At 59.3% G+C, this 22912-nt stretch carries 10 protein-coding genes, 1 other RNA gene and 12 pseudogenes; 8 read left to right on the plus strand and 15 right to left on the minus strand.

Translation table 11 applies throughout. The features are described 5' to 3' along the window. Positions 1–180 precede the first annotated feature (180 nt). Positions 181–1206: pseudogene (pyrB, locus tag B4967_RS12960) on the plus strand (aspartate carbamoyltransferase). 12 nt (positions 1207–1218) lie between these two features. Here pyrB and ruvX read toward each other — a convergent pair. The 7 genes and pseudogenes from ruvX to B4967_RS12995 form a co-directional block, all read right to left on the minus strand. Beyond that, on the minus strand, positions 1219–1674 hold the full coding sequence (gene ruvX, locus B4967_RS12965) for a Holliday junction resolvase RuvX (RefSeq protein ID WP_083025649.1): 456 nt from the start codon (positions 1672–1674) through the stop codon (positions 1219–1221). 28 nt (positions 1675–1702) lie between these two features. Next, a pseudogene (locus B4967_RS12970) lies at positions 1703–2259 on the minus strand (YqgE/AlgH family protein). Positions 2260–2326: 67 nt separating this feature from the next. Beyond that, complete coding sequence (gene gshB, locus B4967_RS12975; protein WP_083025651.1) at positions 2327–3283, minus strand: glutathione synthase; 957 nt, start codon at positions 3281–3283, stop codon at positions 2327–2329. A gap of 69 nt (positions 3284–3352) precedes the next feature. Further along, complete coding sequence (locus tag B4967_RS12980; RefSeq protein WP_083025653.1) at positions 3353–4057, minus strand: CvfB family protein; 705 nt, start codon at positions 4055–4057, stop codon at positions 3353–3355. Positions 4058–4195: 138 nt separating this feature from the next. Further along, positions 4196–4964 (minus strand): annotated as a pseudogene (locus tag B4967_RS12985) (16S rRNA (uracil(1498)-N(3))-methyltransferase). Between the two features lie 3 nt (positions 4965–4967). Then, positions 4968–5477, minus strand: a pseudogene (gene secB / locus B4967_RS12990) (protein-export chaperone SecB). A 64-nt stretch (positions 5478–5541) separates the two neighbouring features. Further along, complete coding sequence (locus B4967_RS12995; protein WP_083025654.1) at positions 5542–5964, minus strand: rhodanese-like domain-containing protein; 423 nt, start codon at positions 5962–5964, stop codon at positions 5542–5544. 254 nt (positions 5965–6218) lie between these two features. Between B4967_RS12995 and gpmI the strand changes: the two genes are divergently transcribed. The 3 genes and pseudogenes from gpmI to B4967_RS13010 all read left to right on the plus strand — a co-directional run bounded on the left by gpmI (position 6219) and on the right by B4967_RS13010 (position 10331). Then, positions 6219–7781: a 2,3-bisphosphoglycerate-independent phosphoglycerate mutase gene (gene gpmI, locus B4967_RS13000; RefSeq protein ID WP_083025656.1), complete on the plus strand. Its 1563-nt coding sequence runs from the start codon at positions 6219–6221 to the stop codon at positions 7779–7781. Next, a pseudogene (locus B4967_RS13005) lies at positions 7781–8940 on the plus strand (murein hydrolase activator EnvC family protein). The gene gpmI and the pseudogene B4967_RS13005 overlap by 1 nt, the downstream one beginning before the upstream one ends. An 87-nt stretch (positions 8941–9027) precedes the next feature. Then, positions 9028–10331, plus strand: a pseudogene (locus B4967_RS13010) (S41 family peptidase). Here the strand turns inward: B4967_RS13010 and B4967_RS13015 are convergent. From B4967_RS13015 to B4967_RS13030, 4 genes and pseudogenes are all read right to left on the minus strand, one after another. Beyond that, positions 10332–11587, minus strand: a pseudogene (locus tag B4967_RS13015) (UbiH/UbiF/VisC/COQ6 family ubiquinone biosynthesis hydroxylase). It lies immediately after the preceding pseudogene. Positions 11588–11630: 43 nt separating this feature from the next. Next, on the minus strand, positions 11631–12869 hold the full coding sequence (gene ubiH, locus B4967_RS13020; RefSeq protein WP_083025657.1) for a 2-octaprenyl-6-methoxyphenyl hydroxylase: 1239 nt from the start codon (positions 12867–12869) through the stop codon (positions 11631–11633). A 114-nt stretch (positions 12870–12983) separates the two neighbouring features. Beyond that, a pseudogene (gene pepP, locus B4967_RS13025) lies at positions 12984–14321 on the minus strand (Xaa-Pro aminopeptidase). A 32-nt stretch (positions 14322–14353) separates the two neighbouring features. After that, positions 14354–14932 (minus strand): UPF0149 family protein, encoded by a 579-nt coding sequence (locus B4967_RS13030; RefSeq protein ID WP_083025659.1) that lies wholly within the window; start codon positions 14930–14932, stop codon positions 14354–14356. Between the two features lie 167 nt (positions 14933–15099). On the opposite strand from B4967_RS13030, the gene B4967_RS13035 reads away from it, so the two are divergent. The 3 genes and pseudogenes from B4967_RS13035 (at position 15100) to B4967_RS13045 (ending at position 16309) form a co-directional block, all read left to right on the plus strand. Continuing rightward, a complete protein-coding gene (locus tag B4967_RS13035; RefSeq protein ID WP_083025660.1) occupies positions 15100–15408 on the plus strand; it encodes a cell division protein ZapA in 309 nt (102 codons plus the stop codon). A 59-nt stretch (positions 15409–15467) separates the two neighbouring features. Further along, positions 15468–15650: non-coding RNA, 6S RNA (gene ssrS, locus B4967_RS13040), on the plus strand. Positions 15651–15672: 22 nt separating this feature from the next. Then, positions 15673–16309 (plus strand): annotated as a pseudogene (locus B4967_RS13045) (5-formyltetrahydrofolate cyclo-ligase). 406 nt (positions 16310–16715) lie between these two features. Here B4967_RS13045 and ilvA read toward each other — a convergent pair. Next, positions 16716–18232 (minus strand): annotated as a pseudogene (ilvA, locus tag B4967_RS13050) (threonine ammonia-lyase, biosynthetic). A 158-nt stretch (positions 18233–18390) separates the two neighbouring features. On the opposite strand from ilvA, the pseudogene rpiA reads away from it, so the two are divergent. Next, a pseudogene (gene rpiA / locus B4967_RS13055) lies at positions 18391–19063 on the plus strand (ribose-5-phosphate isomerase RpiA). On the opposite strand, the gene waaA reads toward rpiA, so the two are convergent. From waaA to B4967_RS13070, 3 genes and pseudogenes are all read right to left on the minus strand, one after another. Further along, positions 19058–20344, minus strand: a complete 1287-nt coding sequence (gene waaA / locus B4967_RS13060; RefSeq protein ID WP_083025662.1) for a lipid IV(A) 3-deoxy-D-manno-octulosonic acid transferase — start codon at positions 20342–20344, stop codon at positions 19058–19060. The pseudogene rpiA and the gene waaA sit on opposite strands and share 6 nt — an antisense overlap. Then, positions 20344–21772 (minus strand): annotated as a pseudogene (gene hldE, locus B4967_RS13065) (bifunctional D-glycero-beta-D-manno-heptose-7-phosphate kinase/D-glycero-beta-D-manno-heptose 1-phosphate adenylyltransferase HldE). The gene waaA and the pseudogene hldE overlap by 1 nt, the downstream one beginning before the upstream one ends. Beyond that, on the minus strand, positions 21762–22859 hold the full coding sequence (locus B4967_RS13070) for a glycosyltransferase family 9 protein (RefSeq protein WP_083025663.1): 1098 nt from the start codon (positions 22857–22859) through the stop codon (positions 21762–21764). The pseudogene hldE and the gene B4967_RS13070 overlap by 11 nt, the downstream one beginning before the upstream one ends. Positions 22860–22912: the final 53 nt, after the last annotated feature.

Consider the following 22912-nt stretch of genomic DNA (forward strand, 5'->3'; position numbering starts at 1 on the left):
GATTCGCGGCCGGGTTGGCAAGAGCTAATTATCAAATAGTCGAAAAAAGTCTCTGCCTCCTTATCTGCCCTCTTCTATAGAGCAATGGAAACCGCTTCGGCACATCTAGTTTGGCGGTTACACTTAGCACTCTATATAGCTGCCACCTTCAACCCACGCCCACCAAAGATGAGGTCCATGATGAGCCAGCACCTATTAACTGTCGATTCATTAAGCCGCGAGAGCGTTGATCACTTGTTACGCGTGGCGGCACGCCTGGAGCCGATTGCTAGCCGCCGCCAAGTCACACGGGTGTTGGAAGGTGCAGTGTTGGGCAACCTGTTTTTTGAAGCGAGCACTCGCACACGGGTGAGCTTTAATGCCGCGTTCTGCCGACTGGGGGGCAGCGTGTGCGACACCACAGGCTTTACCTTCTCTTCCATGGCCAAGGGCGAGTCGCTTAACGACACCAGCCGTGTAATGAGCGGCTACTGCGATGCGATTGTGATGCGTCACCCAGACCAAGGTTCGGTAGCCGAATTCGCCGCCGCCACCCATGTGCCCGTCATTAATGGTGGCGATGGCCCAGGCGAGCACCCAAGTCAAGCCCTGCTGGACCTTTATACGATTGATAAAGAGTTTCTGCGATTAGGCAAACGCTTAAGCGGTGCGCATATTCTGCTGACCGGTGATTTGAAATACGGCCGCACAGTGCATTCGCTGATTAAGCTGCTATCACTCTATGACCCGCTGCGTATTACGCTGGTGTCGCCACCAGGACTGGAGATGCCTTCTTACTTAATTGATCTGGTGGCTTCTCGCGGGCATCGCATTGCGCAGCGCGACTCATTGGCCAGTGACTTTGCCGATTTGGATGTGGTGTACAGCACCCGCATTCAGAAAGAGCGCTTTACGGATGAAATGAACGAGAGTTTCCAGGGGCTTTCCGACGACTTTATGGTCAACCGTGATTTTCTTGACCAGCGCTGTAGCTAAAGCACGATCGTGATGCACCCGCTTCCCCGCGATAGCCGCCCAGGCGCTAATGATTTGAACGTCGATTTGAACGGCGACCCGCGGCTGGCGATTTTCCGCCAAACCGATAATGGCATTCCCATGCGGATGGCGATTTTTGCCACGCTGCTAAAAGTGGATGACCTGATTGAGAAAGACCTGCGCCCGGTCCGCTGGTTCGTGCCTTCCCAAACTGGCACCCTAGACCGTTAATACAGCAGTGGATTAGTAGGCGCTCCGCCCGCCGGGAAGGCCTTCCTGGTGGGCGAACCAACCTTCCAAAATCAGCACAGCGGCAATGCCATCCACGCTCTCTTCTCGGTAGCTGCCTCGGTGGCCCGCCGCATGGGCGATCTGCTTGGCTTCTTGAGTCGAGCCACGCTCATCGACCATCTCACAGGGTTTGCCGTAGCGTCCATGCAGGCGATTGCCGAACTTACGCGCCCGGGTACTCATGAGCGATTCGGTTCCGTCCATATTGAGCGCCAAACCGACGACGAACAGGTCTGGCTGCCACTCTTCAATAAGGCGTGTGACCACGTTCCAGTCAGGAATGCCGTCACGCGCGGGCAGCGGCGTCAGCTCCCGCGCACTGTGCAGCAGCTCGTTACCCACGGCAACGCCAATGCGCCGCGTTCCAAAATCAAACGCCAATATCAGGCGCTGCCCGTTATCCGCCATACCACTTACGCCTCATCCAAACCCACGCTTATGCATGCCCTGCGTTGCGCGTCATTAGGTTTAAATCAACCCCGAGAATACCGGCAGCGGCCGTAAGGCGCTCAGCTGGGGGCGTATCAAACAGCACGTTGCTTTGGCCCTCTACCGTTAGCCAGGCGTTCTCTTTCAGCTCGTCCTCTAACTGGCCCACTTCCCAGCCTGCGCAGCCTAAGCACACCAGAAAGTGCTCGGGGCCAGTGCCATCCGCCAGCGCTTGGAGAATATCCATGGCGGTAGTGAGCGCAATGCCATCTTCCACCTGTACACTGGAGTCCCACGCTTGGCTGTCGCCAACGTGAAGAATAAAGCCGCGATCTTTATGCATGGGGCCGCCGTAGTAGACCGGCGCGTTGCGGTGGGGGCTGTCGTCACCGCCGAGTGAGAGCTGCTCAAACAGCGCATCCAGGGTAATTTCCAGCGGGCGGTTGGAATCACGCCCATACAGCCATTGTGGTCATGGTCACATAAATAAATCAGGCTGCCCGTGAAATTAGGGTCTTCCATGTGGGGCAGGGCCATCAAAAAGTGGTGTTTTAAGCTTTGCATGCGTCTCCTACGGCTTGCCGATGGCTCGGCAAGCCTTACGTCATTTGGCGAATAGAACGTTCACCGATTAGGCCAAGCGACGTTCGATAGCGTCTAACAGCATTCCGGAAATATCGGTGCCGCGCTGATCGTCGATCTCACGGACACAGGTGGGGCTCGTCACGTTGATTTCCGTGATGTAGTCGCCAATCACGTCCAGGCCGACAAACATCAGGCCTTTCTCGCGAATCATCGGCTGCACTTGTTGAATCAGCCAGTGGTCCCGCTCGGTCAGTTCACGGCTCACACCGCGACCGCCTGCGGCCAGATTGCCGCGGGTTTCGCCCGCCGAAGGGATTCGCGCTAGGCCAAACGGCACCGGATCACCATCGACCAAGAGAATCCGCGTATCGCCATCTTTGATTTCCGGCAGGTAGCGCTGAGCCATAATTTGGCGCTGACCACGCAGCGTCAGTTGCTCAATCACCGCACCAATATTGCGGCCATCGGGGCCGATATGAAAAATGCCCGTGCCACCCATGCCGTCGAGCGGCTTGAAAATCACATCGCCATGCTCGGCATGAAAGGCGCGTAGCACATCATCGCGGCTCGCGACGACCGTCGGCGCGCAGCACTGGGGAAACTGCTGGGCAAAGAGCTTCTCATTACACTGCAATAGCGCAGCAGTGGGGTTAACCACCAACACGCCCTCGCGCTCGGCAAAGCCCAGCAGATGCACCGCGTTAATAAACTCCGCATCCACCGGCGGGTCTTTCCGCATCAGCACCCCATCCCCCGCGGCCAGCGGGCGCTGAGTCGCCTCGCCCAGGTCGTACCAGTGCTCTGGGTTACGGTGCACGGTGAGTGGGCGCATCCGCGCGTAGGCTTTGCCCGCTTGTAAGAACAGGTCGTCCTGCTCCATGTAGTGCAGCGTATAGCCGCGCTCTTGAGCGGCCCGCAGCATGGCTAAGGTGGTGTCTTTCTTGTACGCGATGTCGCTGATGGGATCCATCACCACACCGAGATGCAACGTTGATTGGCTCATCGAAATACAGTCCATGGAGGATCAATAGGTCATCAGTATGCCGCACTGCTGGCACGGCTCCAACTGCGGCTATTTATCCGCCGGGTCGGAGAGCGCACCGGGCACTAGGCGAATCGCATCTGGCGCCAGAGTGATTAGCTGCTGCTTGTAGAGCCGGCCAATCGCCTGCTTAAAAGCGTTCTTGCTAACCCCCAAGCGGGTTTTGATATCGTGCGCCGAGCTTTTATCACCCAGCGGCAGATAGCCGCCGCTCTCACGCAGCGCTTTCAGCACTTTATCACCCACCACATCCAGGCGGGCCGCGCCGGGCGGTAGCAGTGAGATATCCACGCGGCCATCCTCGCGGCGCTGTTTCACAAAGCCTTTCAGCGACTGCCCACGGCGCAGTGGCTGAGTAATATCGTCCTCGTAGATCAGCCCCCAGTAGCGGTGATTGACCACTACCTTCATGCCTAAGTCCGTGCGATCGGCCACCACCACATCGACTTCGTCGCCTTTCTCTAGCGCCCATGCGTCGTCCGTTAAAAAACGGTCAAGACGCATGGTAGCGACCGACCGCCCCTGGTCGTCGCTATAAAACATCACCAGCACCCGCTTACCGGGGTCGGGGCGAAAGCGCTGCTCGCTATAGGGCAGCAGCACGTCTTTGGGCTGCCCCCAACGCAGAAAGGCTCCGGTACTGTTCACCGCCGTCACGGTTAAATAGGCCACATCGCCCAGTTGGGCAGATGCATCGCTGGCGGTTCGGGGGGTGGAGTGTGACTCACGGACCATGGGTGCCGTCCTTACAAGAAGTAGATCTTCATTATGGTACCTTGCCTAGGCAAGGCAAAGCGGCGTCGAATGACGCCAGCGCTGGGTACAAAAAAACCGCTGCCGCAACAAACACGGCAGCGGTTTGATAGTAAGCGCTTACAAATCGCCGTAGTGGTGCTGCAGCAGCGTGAGCGCGACAACAGGAGCCGTTTCGGTGCGTAGCACCCGTGGCCCCAGCGTCAGGGGCGTAAAGTGGCTAGCGATAGCGGCCTGAATATCCGTATCGCTTAAGCCACCCTCTGGGCCAATCAACAGCGCGGCGGACGCGGGCCGCTCTGCCTGAGCAAAGCCGTTACCCGTCGCTAAGTGCAGCATCAAGCGCAGCGGTTCTTGGCGCTCGGCCAGCCACTCACCTAACGCCTGCGGGGGGTGAACAGGCGGCACCACCGCCCGACCGCTCTGCTCACAGGCACTGGCCGCCACGGCCTGCCAGTGCGCCAGCTTTTTCTCTTCGCGGTCGCCTTTCAAACGCACATCGCCCCGCTCGGTATACAGCGGGGTAATCGCCGCTACACCTAGCTCAACGGCTTTTTGAATGGCGTAATCCATGCGGTCGCCCTTGGAAATCGCTTGGCCCAAGATGCACCGCCAGCGGCGACTCGCCGCTGCCTGACCACACCGCCTCAACAGTAACAGTGGTGTGCTTACGCCCCACCTCCGCCAGCTGAACGCCTGCTTCTTGGCCTGCGCCATCAAACAAGATCAGCGGTGCCCCTTCGCCCATGCGCAGCACGCGAGTAACGTGCTTAGCAGGGCCTTCGGGTAGCGTTACGGTAGTGCCCGCTGAAAACTCAGCAGGCACATAGAGGCGCGGCATTTTGCCGTGCCGCGCCACCCAATCAGCCGCGTTTGGCGAATCGGACATGGCTTAGTGCGTGTTCTCAGCCGCTTGGCTTGCCTGCTGCGCTTCGCGCTGCTTGCGCTGGGCGTACATGGCTTCGAATTCAACGGGCGCCAGCATCAGCGGCGGGAAACCGCCACGGTTGACCAGGTTATCAACGCACTCACGGGCGTACGGGAACAGCAGGTTAGGGCAGAACGCCCCCGCGTTTGCTCAAGCTGTGCACCTTCAATGCCTGAAATACGGAACAGGGCCCGCCTGCTCGACTTCCGCCAAAAACGAGGTGGTGCCGGTTTCGCTGTCGTTGACCTGCGCGGTCACTTTGACGACCACTTCGTACTGGTCATCGGCCACTTTCTGGCTGGTGGTGTTGAGGTCCAGATTTACCTTCGGCTGGAACGCCTGCTTGAACACAGAAGGAGAGTTCGGCGCTTCAAAGGAAATGTCTTTCACGTAAATACGCTGTAACGAGAATTTCAGCTGGGGCTTTTCGCCTTCTGCGGCGCCTGCCTGCGGGGTGTTGTTATCTTCCGCCATGGGATACTCCTAATTGTTCATCCAATAAAAATATGCGCAGCTGCGCAGCTACCTATGCTCTCGTTTACTTCTTAACCACCGGAACGCCATCCGACTGCCACTGCATCATGCCGCCGCGCAGCTTCATCGCCCGTTCACAGCCCGCTTTTTCCAGCTTTACCTGGGCAGCGCCAGAGCTCTGGCCATGCTTGCAAACCACAATGATTGGCTGGGCTTTCACTTTATCCAGCTCGTTCATGCGGCTCTCAAGGCTGCTTTGGGGAATATTGCGAGCGCCTGCGATATGCCCGGCTTTGAAGTCTTTGCTCTCACGAATGTCCAGCACCACCGCGTCTTCGCGGTTGATGAGCTGAGTGGCCTGGGGAGAGGACACCGCATTCGAGGCGGCACTACGCGTTTCATAAACAATCCACGCTATGAGCACCAGCAAAAATGCCCCCACGAGGTGGGGGTGGTTCATTACGAATTCGAACAGCTGATCGATCATCGCGAACACAATCTCTTGGTCTATGCAGAAAAAAGCGGCCTAACCGCCCTCAGAAACGCGACAAGTATACACGTCACAGGGCATACCGCGCAGGCCATGACGCCCGACGGCTGCCTGCGTTATGATGCCCCAAGCGCGCGCCTGTCGCGACCCCGATTATCAGGTGTTGTCTGAAAACTGGCTGAGCCGCCCTCACCATCGTTTCAAACTGCACCTCACGTCGCTTGGCTGACTCACAAACGAGGGAATTTTCAATGACAACATCTGCACCGCGCCCCGTTGCGCTGATTATCCTAGACGGCTACGGCCACAACCCCGACAACGCCCACAACGCTGTCGCTGCAGCCAACACCCCTGTGATGGACGCACTGTGGGCTAACCGCCCCCACGCCTTCGTGCATACCGATGGCCGTCATGTGGGGCTACCCGACGGCCAGATGGGCAACTCCGAAGTCGGCCATATGAGCCTGGGTGCCGGGCATATCGTTTACCATGACTTCACGCGCATCACCAAAGCCATTGAAGATGGCGACCTGGATACCAACGAGGTGCTCACCAAGCCCATCGACGCAGCAGTCGCCAATGGCCGTGCCGTGCATCTGCTGGGCCTGCTCTCTCCAGGCGGCGTTCACAGCCACGAAGATCACTTTATCGCCATGGCCGAGCTGGCAGCGCGGCGCGGTGCCCAGCGCATCTACGGGCACGCTTTTCTAGAGGGCCGGGATATGCCGCCGCAAAGCGCATTGGCGTCTATCGAGCGCGCCAACGCCCGCCTTTCCGAGCTGGTCGGTGCCGATAACGGTTTTGTGGCTTCCATCATTGGCCGCTTCTTCGCCATGGACCGCGACAACCGCTGGGAGCGCGTTGAGCAAGCCTACCGCCTGCTCACCGACGGCCACGCCGATTACACCGCCACCAGCGCGGAAAGCGGACTACGCGACGCCTACCAGCGCGGTGAAACCGACGAATTTGTGGCGGCGACGAGCGTGCCGGTTAACGGTAACACCATCACATTACAAGATGGCGACGCAGCGATATTCCTAAACTTCCGCTCCGACCGCGCTCGTGAGCTGACCCGCGCCTTCCCCGATGCAGAGTTCACCGGCTTTGAGCGCCGTGCGCGCCCAACGCTTGCCGGTGATGGCTTGGTCATGATGACGCGTTACGCAGCGGACATCGCCGCGCCAGCCGCGTTTCCGCCCACCGACTTAACCGACACCCTAGGGGAAGTGGTCGCTAAGCGCGGCCTCACCCAACTGCGGATTGCCGAAACAGAGAAGTACCCCCACGTGACGTTCTTCTTCTCCGGCGGTAACGAAGCTGAGTACGAAGGTGAAGAGCGCATCCTGGTGCCCTCCCCCCGTGACGTTAAAACCTACGACGAAAAGCCGGAAATGAGCGCTTATGAGATTACCGACAAGCTCGTAGAAGCCATTGATAGCGGCCGCTTCGACCTCATGGTGTGCAACTATGCCAATGGCGACATGGTAGGCCACACTGGGGATTTCGACGCCGCCGTGAAAGCGATTGAGACCGTCGATATTTGCGTTGGCCGCGTGGTGGAAGCGATTGAGCGCGCGGGCGGTGCCTGCCTGATCACCGCCGACCACGGCAATGCCGAGCAGATGGTTCACCCGGAAACCGGCGCACCGCAAACCGCCCACACCACCTTTGTGGTGCCGCTAGTGTACGTTGGTGAGCGCGCCGCCCAGCTCGAAGATGGCCGCCTGTGCGACCTTGCCCCCACGCTGCTGACCATGATGAATCAGCCACAGCCTGAGGCGATGACCGGAACTCCGCTGCTGCGCTTCGAGTAATGCCCATGTGGCAACGGCTAGCTCGAACGGCCTTATTAACGACGGCCTTGCTAATGCTGGGCTATTCGTCGACGGCGATGGCAAAGCAGGACGAACAGGCTGCCAGAGAGCAGCTTGATGCCCTCGGCCAAGAAATTGACGCCATGGCCGAGCGGCTAAGCGCCACGGACCAAGCGCGGAACAGCGCCCAGCAAGAGCTAAGGGAAGTGGAAACAGAGCTGGCCCAGACCCACCAGCGGCTGGACCAGCTACAGGCCGAGCGACGCCAGCTCGCTGATGAAACCACCCTGCTACGCCAGCACCGCGAACGCTTAGAGGGTGAACACGCAGCCCAGTACGACTCGCTAGGTCAGCAGCTTGCCGCGCTTTACCGGCTGTGGGGCCAACGCCCCAGCTGACGCTGCTGCTCAACCAAAGCGATCCCGCTGAACTTGACCGCATGCAGGCCTACTTAAACCGGCTAACACAGGCGCGCCAGCAGCGCTTGAACGATATTGCACGGCCGGATACCGCGCTCGCGGATACCGAACTGGCGCTCTCCGAGCGCCAAACTCGCCTGGATACACTAGCCGACGAGCTGGAAACCCAAAGCGCGCAGCTCGCCGAGCGTACCGAAGAGCGCCGAGGCGTGGTGACGACGCTAGACGACCGCTACGGCAGTGAAGCTGACCGCTTGGCAGATCTTAACCAAAGCCGCGAACAGGCTGAGCAGCAGCTAAGAGCTATTCAAGCAGAACTGGCGCGCTTGGCTGAACCCACCCCCACTACGAACATTACCCGCGCCCAAGGCGATTTGCCCTGGCCGGTGCAGGGCGCCATTACCGCCAGCTTTCAGCGACGGGACGGCGTTCACTACAACGGCATTGTGATTCAAGCGGGAGCAGGCAGTGCCGTCAAAGCGGTTCATACAGGCCGTGTAGTGTTTGCTGACTGGATGCGTGGCTTTGGCAACCTGCTGATCATCGACCACGGTGACCAGATCATGACGCTCTACGCCCACTTGCAGCAGTTCAGCGCCCGCCCGGGGCAGCAAGTGAGCCGTGGCGATGAAATTGGCCGTGTAGGCAGTAGCGGCGGCCAAGCCAGCCCCTCGCTTTACTTTGAGGTGCGCCGCAGTGGCGAACCAATTAATCCGCAACGTTGGATTGCACGTCGTTGACGGGATAAGCTGGTGGTAATGTCTTTATTATGAACGTCTCAACCTGAGCAGCGCGGCTGGCGCTGCCTTTCGCCTAGCGGAGTCCGCATGACGCTATCTGTTACCGAGGTATCGGCCCCTGCCAAGCGCTTCTTGGCTACCCTGCTTCCGCTCGCGCTGCTGGCTGCCCCGCTACCCTTGGCAGCCCAACCGGCGAACAGCGTTGCCGACGACCTGCCACTAGAAGAGATACAAACGTTCGCGGAAGTATTCGAGCGCATCAAACGCGGCTATGTAGAAGAAGTGGATGACCGCACCTTACTGCGCAATGCCATGCGCGGCATGCTCAGCGAGCTAGACCCTCACTCGGCCTATTTAGACGAGGAGGAGTATCAGAGCCTGCGAGAGTCTACCCAAGGCGAGTTTGGCGGTATCGGCATTGAAGTAGGCACCCAGAATGGCCAACTGATGGTCGTCACGCCCATTGATGACACGCCCGCTTCACGGGCGGGCCTGCTGTCTCAGGATATTATCGTCGCCATCGACGGCACCCCCACCGACAGCCTGTCGCTGCAGGAAGCCGTCAACTTAATGCGCGGCGAACCCGGCACGCCACTGCGTTTAACTATTTTGCGCGCAGGTGAAGAGTCGCCCCGCGAGTTCACGCTCACCCGCGAAGTGATCCGCAGTGAGAGTGTCAAACATGAAACGCTGGAGCCAGGCTACGGCTACCTGCGTATCAGCCAGTTTCAGTCACGTACCCCCGAGCAGGCGCGCCAAGCCATTGAGCGCATGATGCGCGATCAGCCGCTGGAAGGTTTAATTCTGTGGATCTGCGTAATAACCCCGGTGGCGTTCTTCAGGCGGCGGTCGGAGTGACGGATCTCTTCCTGGATGAAGGGCTGATTGTGTATACCGAAGGGCGACTCTCGGATACTGAAATGTCGTTTTCTGCCTCTCCGGATACGCCAGCGGGCGACATACCGCTCGTGGTGCTAATCAACAGCGGCAGCGCATCAGCGGCTGAAATTGTCGCAGGCGCTCTGCAAGACCAGCGCCGGGGCGTCATCATGGGCACTGAAAGCTTTGGTAAGGGCTCGGTACAGCAGATCATGCCGTTGGGCAATGGCGAAGGTTTGAAGCTCACTACCGCCCTTTACTACACCCCGAATGGCCGCTCGATTCAGGCGCAAGGCATCGAGCCGGATGTCGAGGTGGTGCGCGGCCGCCTGGAAGTCGCGGAAGGGCGTCGTGAAATTCGCGAAGCAGATCTAGACGGCCACTTAAGCAGCCAAGACGATATGCCCCCGGAACGCGCCGCCATGTCTCAGCGGCTGCGCGACGACTACCAGCTCAGCGAAGCCCTTAACCTGCTGAAAGCGCTGAACGTAGTGGATCGCCGCCGCGGCTAGCTAGCGGCACGACGCTGGCAGGCGACCCCGCTCTCCGGTCGCCTGCCGCATCACCACACGCTTAAGCGGCACGAGCTGGTTCATGCCACTCATCCCCAAGTTGCGCGCCAGCGTAAACACCGGCTGATGGCTGCCAAACAGCACCTTAAAGCCCTTCATTAAGCCCAGCATGGCCGTGTTACCCAAGCGCCGACGGCGCTCATAGCGACTCAGCGTGGCCAAGCTACCCCAAGGGGCACCCCGGTGCCATGCCGCCACCACCTCTTCGGCTAATACCGCCGCGTCCATTAATCCCAAATTAACGCCCTGCCCGGCCAGCGGATGAATGCTATGGGCGGCATCGCCTACTAGAGCAAAGTTAGGCTGCACATAATGCTGGGCGTGGCGCTGCACCAGCGGAAACCGATAAGCGCTATCTACGGGCATGACATCGCCCAGGCGATGGTCGAAAGCCTCGCCAAGCGCCTGCCCCAGTGCCTCAGCAGAGTAAGCGGTGAGTTCACTGGCATGCTCAGGCGTTGTGGACCACACAATGGAACAGAAGCGGTCATCTCCATTGACAGTGAGCGGTAAGAAAGCCAGCGGACGACCACCGATAAAGGCTTGGCGAGCGGTAGCGCCGTGGGACTGTTCGCAGCGCACCGTGGTGACGACCGCCTCTTGCTCCATGGACTCCTCCGCCACCGAGATGCCTACTAGCGCTCGCAAGGCAGAGCGCGCGCCGTCGGCAGCGATCACCAGCGGCGTTTGTAGCTGCCTACCGTCCTCCAGTACCAGCCAGCGGCCGCTGCCGTGGTTTGCAGTGCCGACACGCTGACGCCATCGAAGCGTGTCAGGGTCGGCTGCTTGGCAACTTGCTGATTCAGCGCGGCCTGCGTGACATCGTTTTCTACAATATGGCCTAGCACGGCGGTGCCCGCTTCGTCCGCCGAGAAGTGAATATGCCCACTGCCCTCAGCATCCCACACCTGCATATAACGGTAAGGCGTTACCCTGGCCGCCGCCATGGCAGGCCATACGCCCAAATGCGTGAGCAGCCGTTGGGACACCGGGGTCAGCGCACTAACGCGGGGGGCGGGAATCTCGCCAGCGACGTCATCCAGGCGCAGCGGCGATGCCTTGGCTTCCACCAGCGCCACCTGCATTCCCGCTTCTGCCAGTAGCCCGGCCAGCGCAGCGCCCACCATACCCGCGCCAACAATTACCGCATCGAAACACGTGACGGGCGGCTTAGCTGCTTGTGATTGCGTTGTCATAACACTCCTTGGCTTGGGTCATTGAGGGCGTTGGATAAGAGCGTTAGCGCTCCAGGCCCATCGCGCGGCGTGCCAAGCCACGGCGCAGCGGGCCAATCAAATTAAGGCCGATCAACCCAGCGCCACGGGCGTGGGGCAGCAGCGGCAAAGAGTAACCAAACAGCCGTACTAAGCCGTCACTAAAGCGGATCACATTGGCGCGGTCTTGGGCGCGGCGGCGCTCAAACGCCTGCAACGTGTTCATATCTCCCAAGGAGCGCTGCTGCTGAGCACCTTGGGAGAGCGCTTCAACCAAATCCATCACCGAGCGCAGCGCTAAATTGAAGCCCTGGCCAGCCACCGGATGCAACGCATGGGCCGCATTGCCCAGCACGCCTAAGCCGGGGCGCACGGGTTCTTCTGCAGTCACCAGCGAAAGCGGATAGCTAAACCGCTGGCCAACGAGGGTAAAGCGCCCGACTCGGTCGCCCAACGCCTGCTGAAGCTGGCTCAAGAAAGCATGATCTGGTAGCGATAATCGTGCCTGCTCGCTACCGCTGGCATGGGTCCAGACCAGCTCCATAGCCTGCCCCGGCAGTGGCAGCAGCGCGATAGGCCCCTCGGAGGTAAAGCGCTCGTAAGCAATACCTTGATGAGACTGGCTAATGCCCACATGGGCAATGATCGCCGTTTGCTCATAGGAGTGACGGCGGCTAGCAATCCCTAGCTGCTCCTTCAGCCCCGAGCGCCCGCCATCAGCTAAAATGGTCAGCGCGGCCGTTAGCTCGCTGCCATCAGAAAGCTGCAAGTGATGCCCGATGGCCGTGGGAGTCATCTGTGCCACCGTGGCGGGGCAGTGCCACTCGATGGGTAATTGCTGCAGCTTCTGATGCAACACGCGCCCCATCCAAGCGTTGGGTATCACGTGACCCAAGGCAGCGACGCCTAGCTCTTGTGCATTAAGACGCGTCGCGCCCAAACGGCCCCGCTCGCTGATATGAATACGATGTATCGGTGTGGCCTCGACCTGCATCGCGTCCCACACGCCTAGCTGACGAAAGCGCTGAGCAGAACCCTCGGCAATGGCGCTGGCGCGGGCATCAAAGCTCGGCTGCCACGTCGTTTCCTCGGCGCTCTGCGGTAGCGCATTGGCCTCAATGATGGCGACTCGCCAGCCATAGCGCTCAATCAGCGGTGCCAATGCACAGCCCAAGCTGGCACCTACCAGCCCACCGCCCACAATCACGATGTCATGGGTGGGCGACTGCTGCTGTGCAGGCGTTACCTGTTCTGCCCCATGCATTGGCTTCTCCTCTTCATACGCGCTTATATAACGCACTTACACGACAAGCACCTTGGCTAAGCGTAATTTCGTAACGTAGTTTACATAAACAAAAAAACAGACCGTTTTTGCTGGTTATTTTTTAACCATTAACTGCTCTATTTCGTCTACCTGTTTCGGCACGCCATCAGTGAGAATGTCATGCCCCTGATCGGTGACCACAACGTTATCTTCAATACGAATGCCGATACCGCGATAGGCAGCGGGAATACCGTCTTCATCAGGGATATAGAGACCAGGTTCCACGGTAAGCACCATGCCTGGGGCAAGCAGGCGAGGCGTCGCTTCATCCAAGCGGTAGGTGCCCACATCGTGTACATCCAACCCTAACCAGTGAGAAGTGGAATGGAGGTAAAAGCGCCGATAGCTTTCGTCATCAATGCGCGCCTGAACGTCTCCCTCTAAAAGCCCCAGCTCAATCAGGCCGGCCGTTAGGTCATGCACCACGCCCTGATGGATATCCGCTAGCGTAGCGCCAGGCGCAATGGCATCCACCGCACGCACCTGGGCATCTAACACTACTTGGTAAAGCGCCCGTTGAGCATTATTAAAGCGCCCGCTCACCGGGAAAGTACGCGTGATGTCGCCTGCGTAGAGATCAAACTCTGCACCGGCGTCAATTAGTACCAGCGTGTCCTCCTCCAGCACATCACTGTTCTCAATATAGTGCAGCACACAGGCATTGGCGCCGCCGCCCACAATCGTGCTGTAGGCAGGCCCGCTAGCGCCTTGCCACACAAAAGTGTGCTCCAGCTCGGCCTGAAGCTGGTATTCACTTAGCCCGGCTTGGCAGGTGTGCATAGCGCGTACGTGGGCCTGGGCTGAAATGGCCGCTGCGTGACGGCACAAAGCAATTTCAGCGGGGCTTTTGATTAGGCGCATCTCGTGAATCAAGGGGCGGCTATCCAGCCAGCCTTTCAGTGCGGGCTTGCCCCGGCGCATGCCCGCTTGGGCATGGGCAAGCGCCTCTTCAGCGATGCTAACCGCGTCGGGGTTATCCAGCGGCGCATAGAGCAGCTCACGGCCATCCAGCAGCTCTGCCAGCAGGTCGTCGCGCTCAGCGTTCTCGAATGCTTGGTCGATACCATGCACGCTGACAACGCCCTGCGCGCCCAGCCTTCGTCCGGTCCAGGACTCCATGGTGGGGTCGCGGTCTTGGCAGAACACCACGCTTTGTCCCTCTGCGCGGCCTGGCAACAGAACTAGCAGCGCATCAGGCTCTTGAATGCCGGTTAAGTAGTAGAAGTCGCTCTGCTGGCGGAAGGGGTATTCGCTGTCGTGGGAGCGAGTCACTAGCGACGCCCCTGGCACCAGCAGCGCGGCATTGCTCGGCAGCTGCGCCATGAGCGCCTCCCGGCGCTGACGCTAATCTTTTGGATGAACAGCAGCGGGGCGAGGCAATAGCGTTGGCATAACGGCTCCTATGCAGACGTGATGGGCGGAAATTAATGAACGGGGGCGTCGGTTTGCTCAACCTGAGGCTTGCCGGGGTGCTGTTCGGTGTACAGCAACATGGCCGCCATTCGGGCATGCTCGGTTAAAGCAAACAGGTCGTTCTCGTTTTCCGTGCTATCGTCGATGTCGGTCTCCATCTGGCCAAGGCCCTCCAGATCATCAATCGCTTCTTTCAGCGTTTGCGACCAACGCTCCCGAAGGGTGTCATCGGCTACTTCATCCACCACTTCCATAAAGCCAAGCGTCCACTCTTTCAGCCCTTGGGCCTGTTCTGCCAAAGAGAACAGCTCATCGGGAAGAAATGGCGCGTAGTTCAGGTCGCTGGCACTCAGCGCTTCTAGGGTTTGACGACGCCAGCCTAGCCGCCGCTCGGCACTGGCCGGGTCACGGGGGTGCTCTACCCCCAAACTGAGACACACTTCTTCCAGCCACGCTTCCGCGGTCACGTCACGCAGTGCCAATAAGCCGCACAGCCGTCCATCCAAAAACGCGGGAGACTGCATGCTACCGTGCAACAAAAATACATCCGCTACGTCAGAAAAGTCCTGGCGCTCGTCAATCAATGACATGATTCATGCTCGCTTTATACAGTGTGAAGATAAAACCACGAGGATAGGCGGGCGAGCCTGCGCGTTGACCCCGCACAAGCGGCTCTCTTATAGTGAACCCCGTCTATCCTTCCTATGTAGTGATGTTAACGCATCGGGCCCCTTGCTGGCCCGTGCTGGAGCCATTGATGAGTAACGCAAAGCGGCCAACGAAAGAGATCACCCTACTGGGTCGCAGTTATATGATTGCCTGCGACACGGGCGAAGAAGTCCAGCTTGAACGCGCTGCTCGCTATTTGGACCGCGCCATGCACGGTATTCATGCCCAGAGCAGCGTGCTGGGCAGCGAGAGCATCGCGATTATGGCGGCGCTGAATATTACCCACGAACTGCTGGAAGCGCTGGATGAGCACCGCGCGGGGGAAGCCAGTCTCAGCCGTTTAAATGATCGGCTTGAGCGAGCACTGGCAGGCACCCGGCCGTGCAAAAAGCCTTAAACCAGCGAACATCTTCAACCGATACTTTGGCATTAGCGGCGGCTCTGTTAGGATAGCGGTGTTCTCTGGGGTGTACGCCAGTCGTTATAGTCCCTCGAGCCTATGCGCAGTACCCAGGGGGCCAAATGCTAGCCAGACCCGTGTGCATGTCCGTGCGTCGGAAAGCCTGACGGTTTGGCTGCGGCCACCCACCTGAACCAGTAGGTTCAGGGCCAGAACGACAGCGGCATTCTGGGGAACACTCTTTTAATGGCCTACCGCCTTATGACCCACACCACGCCTAGCGATAAGCCTGCACTACGTCGAGAATTAAAACGCCGACGCCGCACTCTCACCGCCGAACAGCAAAAGCAGGCGGCTCTGGCCCTGTGCCAACGCCTAAAACGGCTTCCAGAAATTCGTCGTGCCAAACGGATCAGCCTTTACCTGCCGGTGAATAGTGAAATTGACCCTACACCGTTAATCCCCTGGCTGCGCCAGCGTCGTATTGCTATCTATTTGCCTGTGCTGCGCCCCTTTAGCGCCAATAGCCTTTGGTTTGTTGCCTATCGCGATACCACGCCCATGGTCAAAAACCGCTTTGGCATTGCTGAACCTTGCCCCGCGCTTTGCTGCTCACCGGCACAATCGGCTGCCTGCCTGGGCGCTGGATACGCTGATTGTGCCGCTGGTAGGGTTTGATCAATACGCTAACCGGATGGGCATGGGGGGCGGCTTCTATGACCGCAGCTTGGCCTTTATGCGTCGCCCTGGGCCTGCGCCCTCGCTGATTGGCGTGGCCCATGCCTGCCAACAGGTGGATGCCCTGCCAATCGAACCCTGGGATATCCCGCTCAACGCGGTAGTCAGCGATACTGCTGTTGTACGGCCAACCAATGAAGGACCAACAAAAACGGGCTGATCATAGCGATCAGCCCGTTTTATTGATTCACCCAGCAGGTGCAGCGTCGATACCGTTAGCGCTGTTGTTAACCGTTGGTTAACTCCCTGACAGCGCTTGCGCATATCCAGTGGCTAATACGCCGAGTAAAAACACCACTGTTAACGCCATCACCATATCAGGCTTTCTACGCCGCATGCCTCTTCTCCAACGTGTTTAACAGTTGCCAAATGCCCTTAGTGCGTCACCAAGTTTTTCATTTTGAGAAGATGACCCACTTCACTAATTTCCGCTCACGACTATAGGGCCATAAGGGGCTCAATGACAACTGCTAATAGCACTATTTTAACCCCTTAATTAAACGTTTCAACAACACCTCTCTACCTAGCAGCTCTGGCATGCACCGTTAGTAAGCACTTACATAGTGTTACGCCATAAAGAGCCGGTAAGCGGGGTTATCACTCTCTTGCCAGTAGCGGTAGCCAATCGCGTCTAAATACTCCGCAACATGGGTACGATCTTCACTGGGCACCTGCATGCCCACCAGAACGCGGCCATAGGCAGCCCCGTGGTTACGATAGTGAAACAGCGAAATGTTCCAGTCGTGTGGCAGCTGAGTTAAGAAGTTCATCAATGCGCCAGGACGTTCAGGAAACTCGAAGCGATAAAGCTCCTCTTCAAAACGTTCGCTGGGGCGGCCACCGCTTAAGTGACGAATATGCAGTTTCGCCAACTCGTTATCGGTTAAGTCTTCTACCTGATAACCGCCCTCACGCAGTTTATCAATTACTGCTTGGCGATCTTCCCCACCTGGCTTGACCTGCACACCCACAAAGATATGCGCTTCGCTATCATCGGCGTAGCGGTAGCTAAATTCGGTGACCATACGCTTGCCCAGCGTGCGGCAGAATTTCTTAAAGCTGCCGGGTTTTTCTGCAATGGTGACGGCCAGAATGGCTTCGCGCTGCTCACCCAACTCGGTGCGCTCGGCAATATGCTGCAAGCGGTCGAAGTTGGTGTTGGCGCCAGAGTTAATACACAGCAGCGTCTCGCCTTCTGCACCCGGTTTGCTGCACGTACTTTTTAAGGCCCGCTAACGAGAGCGCGCCGGAAGTTTCAGCGACGGCGCGGGTATCTTCAAAAATATCTTTCACCGCGGCACACATCTCATCGGTGTTAACAGTGATCACATCGTCAACAAGGTCACGCACCAGCGAGAACGGGACCTCGCCAATTTGCGCCACCGCCACACCCTCGGCAAAGACGCCTACCTGATCCAGCACCACGCGCTCACCGGCTTCCAGCGCAGCTTTCAAGCAGGCGCTATCCTCCGCTTCCACACCGATGATTTTGATATCCGGGCGAAGGTACTTCACATAGGCAGCCACCCCGGCAATCAGCCCGCCGCCGCCTACGGGGATAAAAATCGCATCTAACCGGCCACTGTGCTGGCGCAGAATCTCAACGCCAATGGTGCCTTGGCCTGCCACTACGTCGATATCGTCAAACGGAGGAATATAGGTGTAGCCGTGCTCTTTGATCAGCTCCTGGGCATGCTCGGCGGCGGCGGCAAAGGCATCGCCTTTTAGCACCACTTTCGCCCCCACGGGCACGCACCGCCTGAACCTTGATGTCTGGGGTGATGCGCGGCATAACGATGACCGCTTTCACGCCCATCAGCTTAGCCGCCATGGCCAGACCCTGGGCGTGGTTGCCCGCCGAGGCAGCGATAACGCCTTTGGCTTTCTGCTCTTCTGTTAGCTGAGCCATTTTGTTGTAGGCCCCGCGAATTTTGAACGAGAACACCGGCTGTAAATCTTCGCGTTTAATCAAAATCTGGTTGTTGAAACGACGCGACAAAAAGGGAGCGGGAGAAATAGGCGTCTCACAAGCGGCTTCATAAACGCGGGCTTGGAGGATCTTTTTGACGGTTGCTTCGAGCATGCTGACATCCCAGAAAAATGACGTGACCCTGACGGGTGCGAACAAAACCTTTATTGGTAGCAGATTACGCCTAGCAACGTCTAGCGGCGTTTCCATCGGCAGCCAGCGATTAGGTCGTTATACTAAGGGCGACTGCCTCTCCTGATACTGGAACCATCATGACACAAGATGAACTAAAAGCCGCCGTGGCGGATGCCGCCATTAGCGAAATAGAGCCTCACCTGGATAAAGACACGGTGCTGGGCATTGGCACTGGCTCGACAGCCAATCTGTTTATTGACCGTTTAGGCCCTCTGCGCGATCGGTTCAAGGGAGCGGTTGCCAGCTCAGAAGCCAGTGCCCAGCGCCTTAAGGCCTTGGGTATTGAAGTATTTGAACTGAACCATGTGGGCGACGTACCTTTCTACATCGATGGTGCGGACGAAGTAAATGCTCACTTACATATGATCAAAGGCGGCGGCGCAGCGCTGACCCGAGAAAAGATTGTGGCCGCTTGCGCCAAACGCTTCATCTGTATCGCCGATGGTTCCAAATACGTGGCACAGCTAGGCCGCTTTCCGCTGCCGGTGGAGGTGATTCCCATGGCGCGCTCCTACGTGGCGCGGGAGTTGGTCAAGCTGGGAGCCGAGCCCGTGTATCGCCAAGGTGGCGCTGACCGATAACGGTAACCATATCATCGACTGCTTTAATTTTATGATTGATGACCCGGTCGCCATGGAAGCGCGCATTAATGCCATTGTCGGCGTGGTTACCAACGGCCTGTTTGCCGCACGCGGCGCCGACATACTGCTGCTGGGCAAGACTGATGGCGTAGAGCGCACGGCGCTATAAGTAGCGGCCAAGCCCATCCAGGGTGCGCGACAGCGCCCCGCGATGGGCTTCGATCACCGCCTGCCCTGCCTCACCCGCCTGCCGAGCACGCTGAGGGCAAGCGATATACTCTGCCAAGGCGCTTGCAAGCGCTGCTACGGAATCAACCACGGTCAGCGCCTTGGCCGCCAGCAGCGGCTCGGCAACATCGCTAAAGTTCTCCAGCGACGGCCCACACAGCACGGGCTTACCCAGTGCGGCAGGCTCTAACACGTTGTGCCCACCCAGCGGTACCAGGCTGCCGCCCACGTAGGCCACGCTCCCCGCACCGTACAGCGCTGACAGCTCGCCCAGCGTATCGCCCAGGTAAATCTGGGTGGCGGGTGTAACGGGTTGCTGCTGGCTACGGCGACTGACCTTCCAGCCCTCGCGCTCGCACAGTGCCGCCACCTCGTCAAAGCGCTGAGGGTGGCGAGGCACCAGCACCAGCAGTGCGTCTGGAAAGCGTTTGAGCAACTGCCGGTGGGCCGTAAGCAGCAGCGCTTCTTCCCCATCGCGGGTCGAGCCCGCGACCCAGACGGGTCGCTCTCCCCAAGCTTGAAGTAAGTGCTCACTTTCCGCCAACGCCTCTTCAGGCAGTACCTGTTCAAACTTCAGCGACCCCACCACGGTGGTGGATTCAGCCGCACACCCCAGTGCTTGAAAGCGCTCAGCGTCCTCTGACGATTTGGCGGCAAGCCACGTCACGTTGGCTAACGCGCTCTGCATCAGCGGGCGAAGACGCTGGTAGCGGGCAAACGCGCGGGGCGATAGTCGGCCGTTGACCACTGCAACAGGCACCGCCTGCCGGTGGCAGGCGTGAAGCAGATTGGGCCACAGCTCGGTTTCAAACAGGATGGCAAGCTCAGGCTGTACGCGGGCCACAAAGCGCTTGGCCGAGCCGGGGAAATCCAGCGGAAGCAAACGGTGGGCAAGACGAGGCTGATCGGGAGCGCCCTGTTCTGCTATCAGCGCCAACGCCTGCTGGGCACCGGTGGCGGTCATGGTGGTCAACAGCAGGCTATAGTGGGGAAAGCGCGCCAGCAGCCCTTCGATCAGCGGGCGGGCAGCGCGTACCTCGCCTACCGAGGCACAGTGCAACCAAATGCGCGGTGGGGGCGGCAGCGGTTCGAGGCACAACCCCAGCCGCTGGAGCCGTGAGTAAGTGGGCACTTGCTCACGCCAGATGCGCCAGCCAATCAGCGGCGCTAAGCCATACAGCGCCGCTGAGTAGGCCAGCCGTGGCCAGCGGGGGGCTGCCATTAACTTTCGCGGTCCAGAATGGAGCTGATCATCGCCGTGGTGGAAACGCCATCTTCAAAGCCCAGCACTTTCACCTCGCCACCGTTGGCAATCACGGCGCTGCCGCCAGCGATATCCTCGGGGCGGTAGTCGCCGCCTTTAACCAGGGTATCCGGCAGTACTTGCTCAAGCGGGGCGGCGGGCGTGTCGTCACTGAACGGCACCCCCCAACCCACCGCACCGAGCCCGGCCAGCACTTGCATCCTCGGTTCAAGGGGTTGAGGGGGCGCTTCGGCCCTTTCAACCGGCCAATGGACGCATCATCGTTCACCGCCACGACCAGCCGGTCACCCAGGCGCTTGGCCTGCTCCAGGTAGGCCACATGGCCTGCGTGGAGAATATCGAAGCAGCCATTGGTCATCACCACCCGCTCACCGCGCAGCTGCGCAGCGCGAACGGCATCGACCAGAGACGCTGGCTCGATCACGCCGAACTCGGCCAGCTTGTCGCCATGCAGCGCGGTGTAAAGCTCGGCAATGGAGAGCGTGGCGGTACCCGGCTTGGCCACCACCAGGCCCGCGCCCAAGTTGGCCAGCATCATGGCTTCCGGCAGCGCATGGTTAGCGGCCAGGGCCAGGCCCATCAAGCCAATCACGGTATCGCCGGCCCCCGTGACATCAAACACTTCCTGGGCACGGGTGGGCAGGTGCAGCGGTGCTTGGCCTTCACGAATCAGCGTCATGCCCTTCTCACTGCGGGTAATCAGCAGCGCTTCTAACTCAAGTTCAGCACGCAGCGCTTCGCCTCGCTCGGCCAGTATGGCGTCGGTGGCGCAAGGGCCTGCCACGGCTTCAAACTCGGTTAAGTTGGGGGTAATCAAGCTGGCCCCCCGGTACTTGGTGAAGTCTTGGCCCTTGGGGTCGATCAGCACTCGCTTGCCGTGGTGGCGAGCCATCTCGATCAGCCGCTCCACTTGGTTGAGCGTGCCCTTGCCGTAGTCCGATAAAATCACCACGTCACACTCAGGCAGGGCTTGCTCAACCTGTGTCAGCAGGCCGCTGGTATCCACACTGTCGAGGCGCTGCTCAAAGTCCAAGCGTAGCAGCTGTTGGTTACGGCTCATCCCTCGCAGCTTGGTGATCGTGGGAATCTCGGCACTGCGCTGAAAGTGAGTGCTTACATCAGATGCAGCCAGGCGTTTGGTGAGCAGCTCGGCATTCTCATCCTCGCCCACCACGCCCGCCAGTGCCGCATGCCGCCTAATGACGCCACGTTGAGCGCTACGTTGGCTGCGCCACCGGGGCGGTCGTCGGCATCTTCCACGCGTACCACGGGCACCGGCGCTTCTGGGGAGATCCGCGAGGTGCCGCCGTGCCAGTAGCGGTCGAGCATGACGCCGCCTACCACCAGTACGCGGGCATGTTCCAGGGCGGTTAAATCAACTTTCATCCGAGGGTCCTGTTGTGGTCTGCGCTGCGGTATGCGCCAGCAGCGCGTCTAGCTTGGCAATCACATCGTCAGCCTTGATCAAGTCCATGGCATCGGCATGGCGTACTCGCTGCCCCCAGCTCACCTCGTCCACCGATTTATGCAGGTAGGTGCGTACCGCATCGGGGTAGGCATTGACGGCAAAATCGCGCCACAAGTAGGGGGCGGCCCGCTGAGGGTTGGTGGTGGCGTAAAGGCCAAGCGTTGGCGTGCCCATGGCGTTGCCCATATGAGCCGGGCCAGTATCCGGCGCAATCACCGCGCGGGCGTTATCGATCAGCGCCAATACGCCTTTCAACGAGGTGCTGCCAATGGCGTTGATCACGCTACCTGACTGGCAGAGCGCTTCGATATGGTCACCCATTTCCCGCTCAAGCGGGCTGCCGCCACCGGTGAGTACGCTCTTCAGACCGTGCTGCACCCACGCGTGTTCAATCACGCTGGCGTAGCCTTCCACCGACCAGTTGCGGAAGTTGCGCAACCGCGCGTTGCTACAAGGGTTAATCACCAAATAAGGCGCATCGCCACTAATAGCGCGGGCTTCCTCATAGGCCACTGCGGGCACCGCGAGATTCCACTCTAGGCGGTCGTCTTCGACGCCCAGCAGACGCGCAAAATCCATGAACGACTCCAGCACATGGGCGTTGGCATGGGGGGCTAGCTGGTGTTGGGTAAACCAGTGCTGGGCGTCCTTGGCACGGGCTTTGTCATAGCCGACGCGCACATTGGCTTTAAGCCCGAGCGAGAGCACGCTGGCGCGAATGGCCTGCTGCATATGCAGCAGCACATCGAAGCGGGTATCGGCCAGTTCGCGCCAGATAGCGCGCATGCCGGAGAGCCCCGTCGATTTGTCGTACACGACGAACTCGACCCCGGAAAGCCCGGCCAGTAAACTGTGCTCCCCCTTGCCGATAATCCAGGTAATGCGCGCGTTCGGCCACTGGCGCTGCAACGCTCGCACCGTGGGCACGAGATTGCATACGTCTCCCAATGCGGAGAGGCGCAAAATGGCAATATGGTTTGGTTGAGCAGGCAGAGAGGGCTTCATGCGCTTAGCGGCACTCCAGCAGAAAAATGGGCTGATTTTACATGATGCAGACA

Origin of the sequence: Vreelandella lionensis, assembly GCF_002087295.1 — a bacterium.
GTDB lineage: Bacteria > Pseudomonadota > Gammaproteobacteria > Pseudomonadales > Halomonadaceae > Vreelandella > Vreelandella lionensis.

What these genes read in the sequence shown, in the direction of transcription:
- ruvX (WP_083025649.1), bottom strand. Translation starts at nt 1,674, where the DNA reads ATGGCGGATAACGGGCAGCGCCTGATATTGGCGTTTGATTTTGGAACG.
- gshB (WP_083025651.1), bottom strand. Translation starts at nt 3,283, where the DNA reads ATGAGCCAATCAACGTTGCATCTCGGTGTGGTGATGGATCCCATCAGC.
- B4967_RS12980 (WP_083025653.1), bottom strand. Translation starts at nt 4,057, where the DNA reads ATGGTCCGTGAGTCACACTCCACCCCCCGAACCGCCAGCGATGCATCT.
- B4967_RS12995 (WP_083025654.1), bottom strand. Translation starts at nt 5,964, where the DNA reads ATGATCGATCAGCTGTTCGAATTCGTAATGAACCACCCCCACCTCGTG.
- gpmI (WP_083025656.1), top strand. Translation starts at nt 6,219, where the DNA reads ATGACAACATCTGCACCGCGCCCCGTTGCGCTGATTATCCTAGACGGC.
- ubiH (WP_083025657.1), bottom strand. Translation starts at nt 12,869, where the DNA reads ATGCATGGGGCAGAACAGGTAACGCCTGCACAGCAGCAGTCGCCCACC.
- B4967_RS13030 (WP_083025659.1), bottom strand. Translation starts at nt 14,932, where the DNA reads ATGTCATTGATTGACGAGCGCCAGGACTTTTCTGACGTAGCGGATGTA.
- B4967_RS13035 (WP_083025660.1), top strand. Translation starts at nt 15,100, where the DNA reads ATGAGTAACGCAAAGCGGCCAACGAAAGAGATCACCCTACTGGGTCGC.
- waaA (WP_083025662.1), bottom strand. Translation starts at nt 20,344, where the DNA reads ATGGCAGCCCCCCGCTGGCCACGGCTGGCCTACTCAGCGGCGCTGTAT.
- B4967_RS13070 (WP_083025663.1), bottom strand. Translation starts at nt 22,859, where the DNA reads ATGAAGCCCTCTCTGCCTGCTCAACCAAACCATATTGCCATTTTGCGC.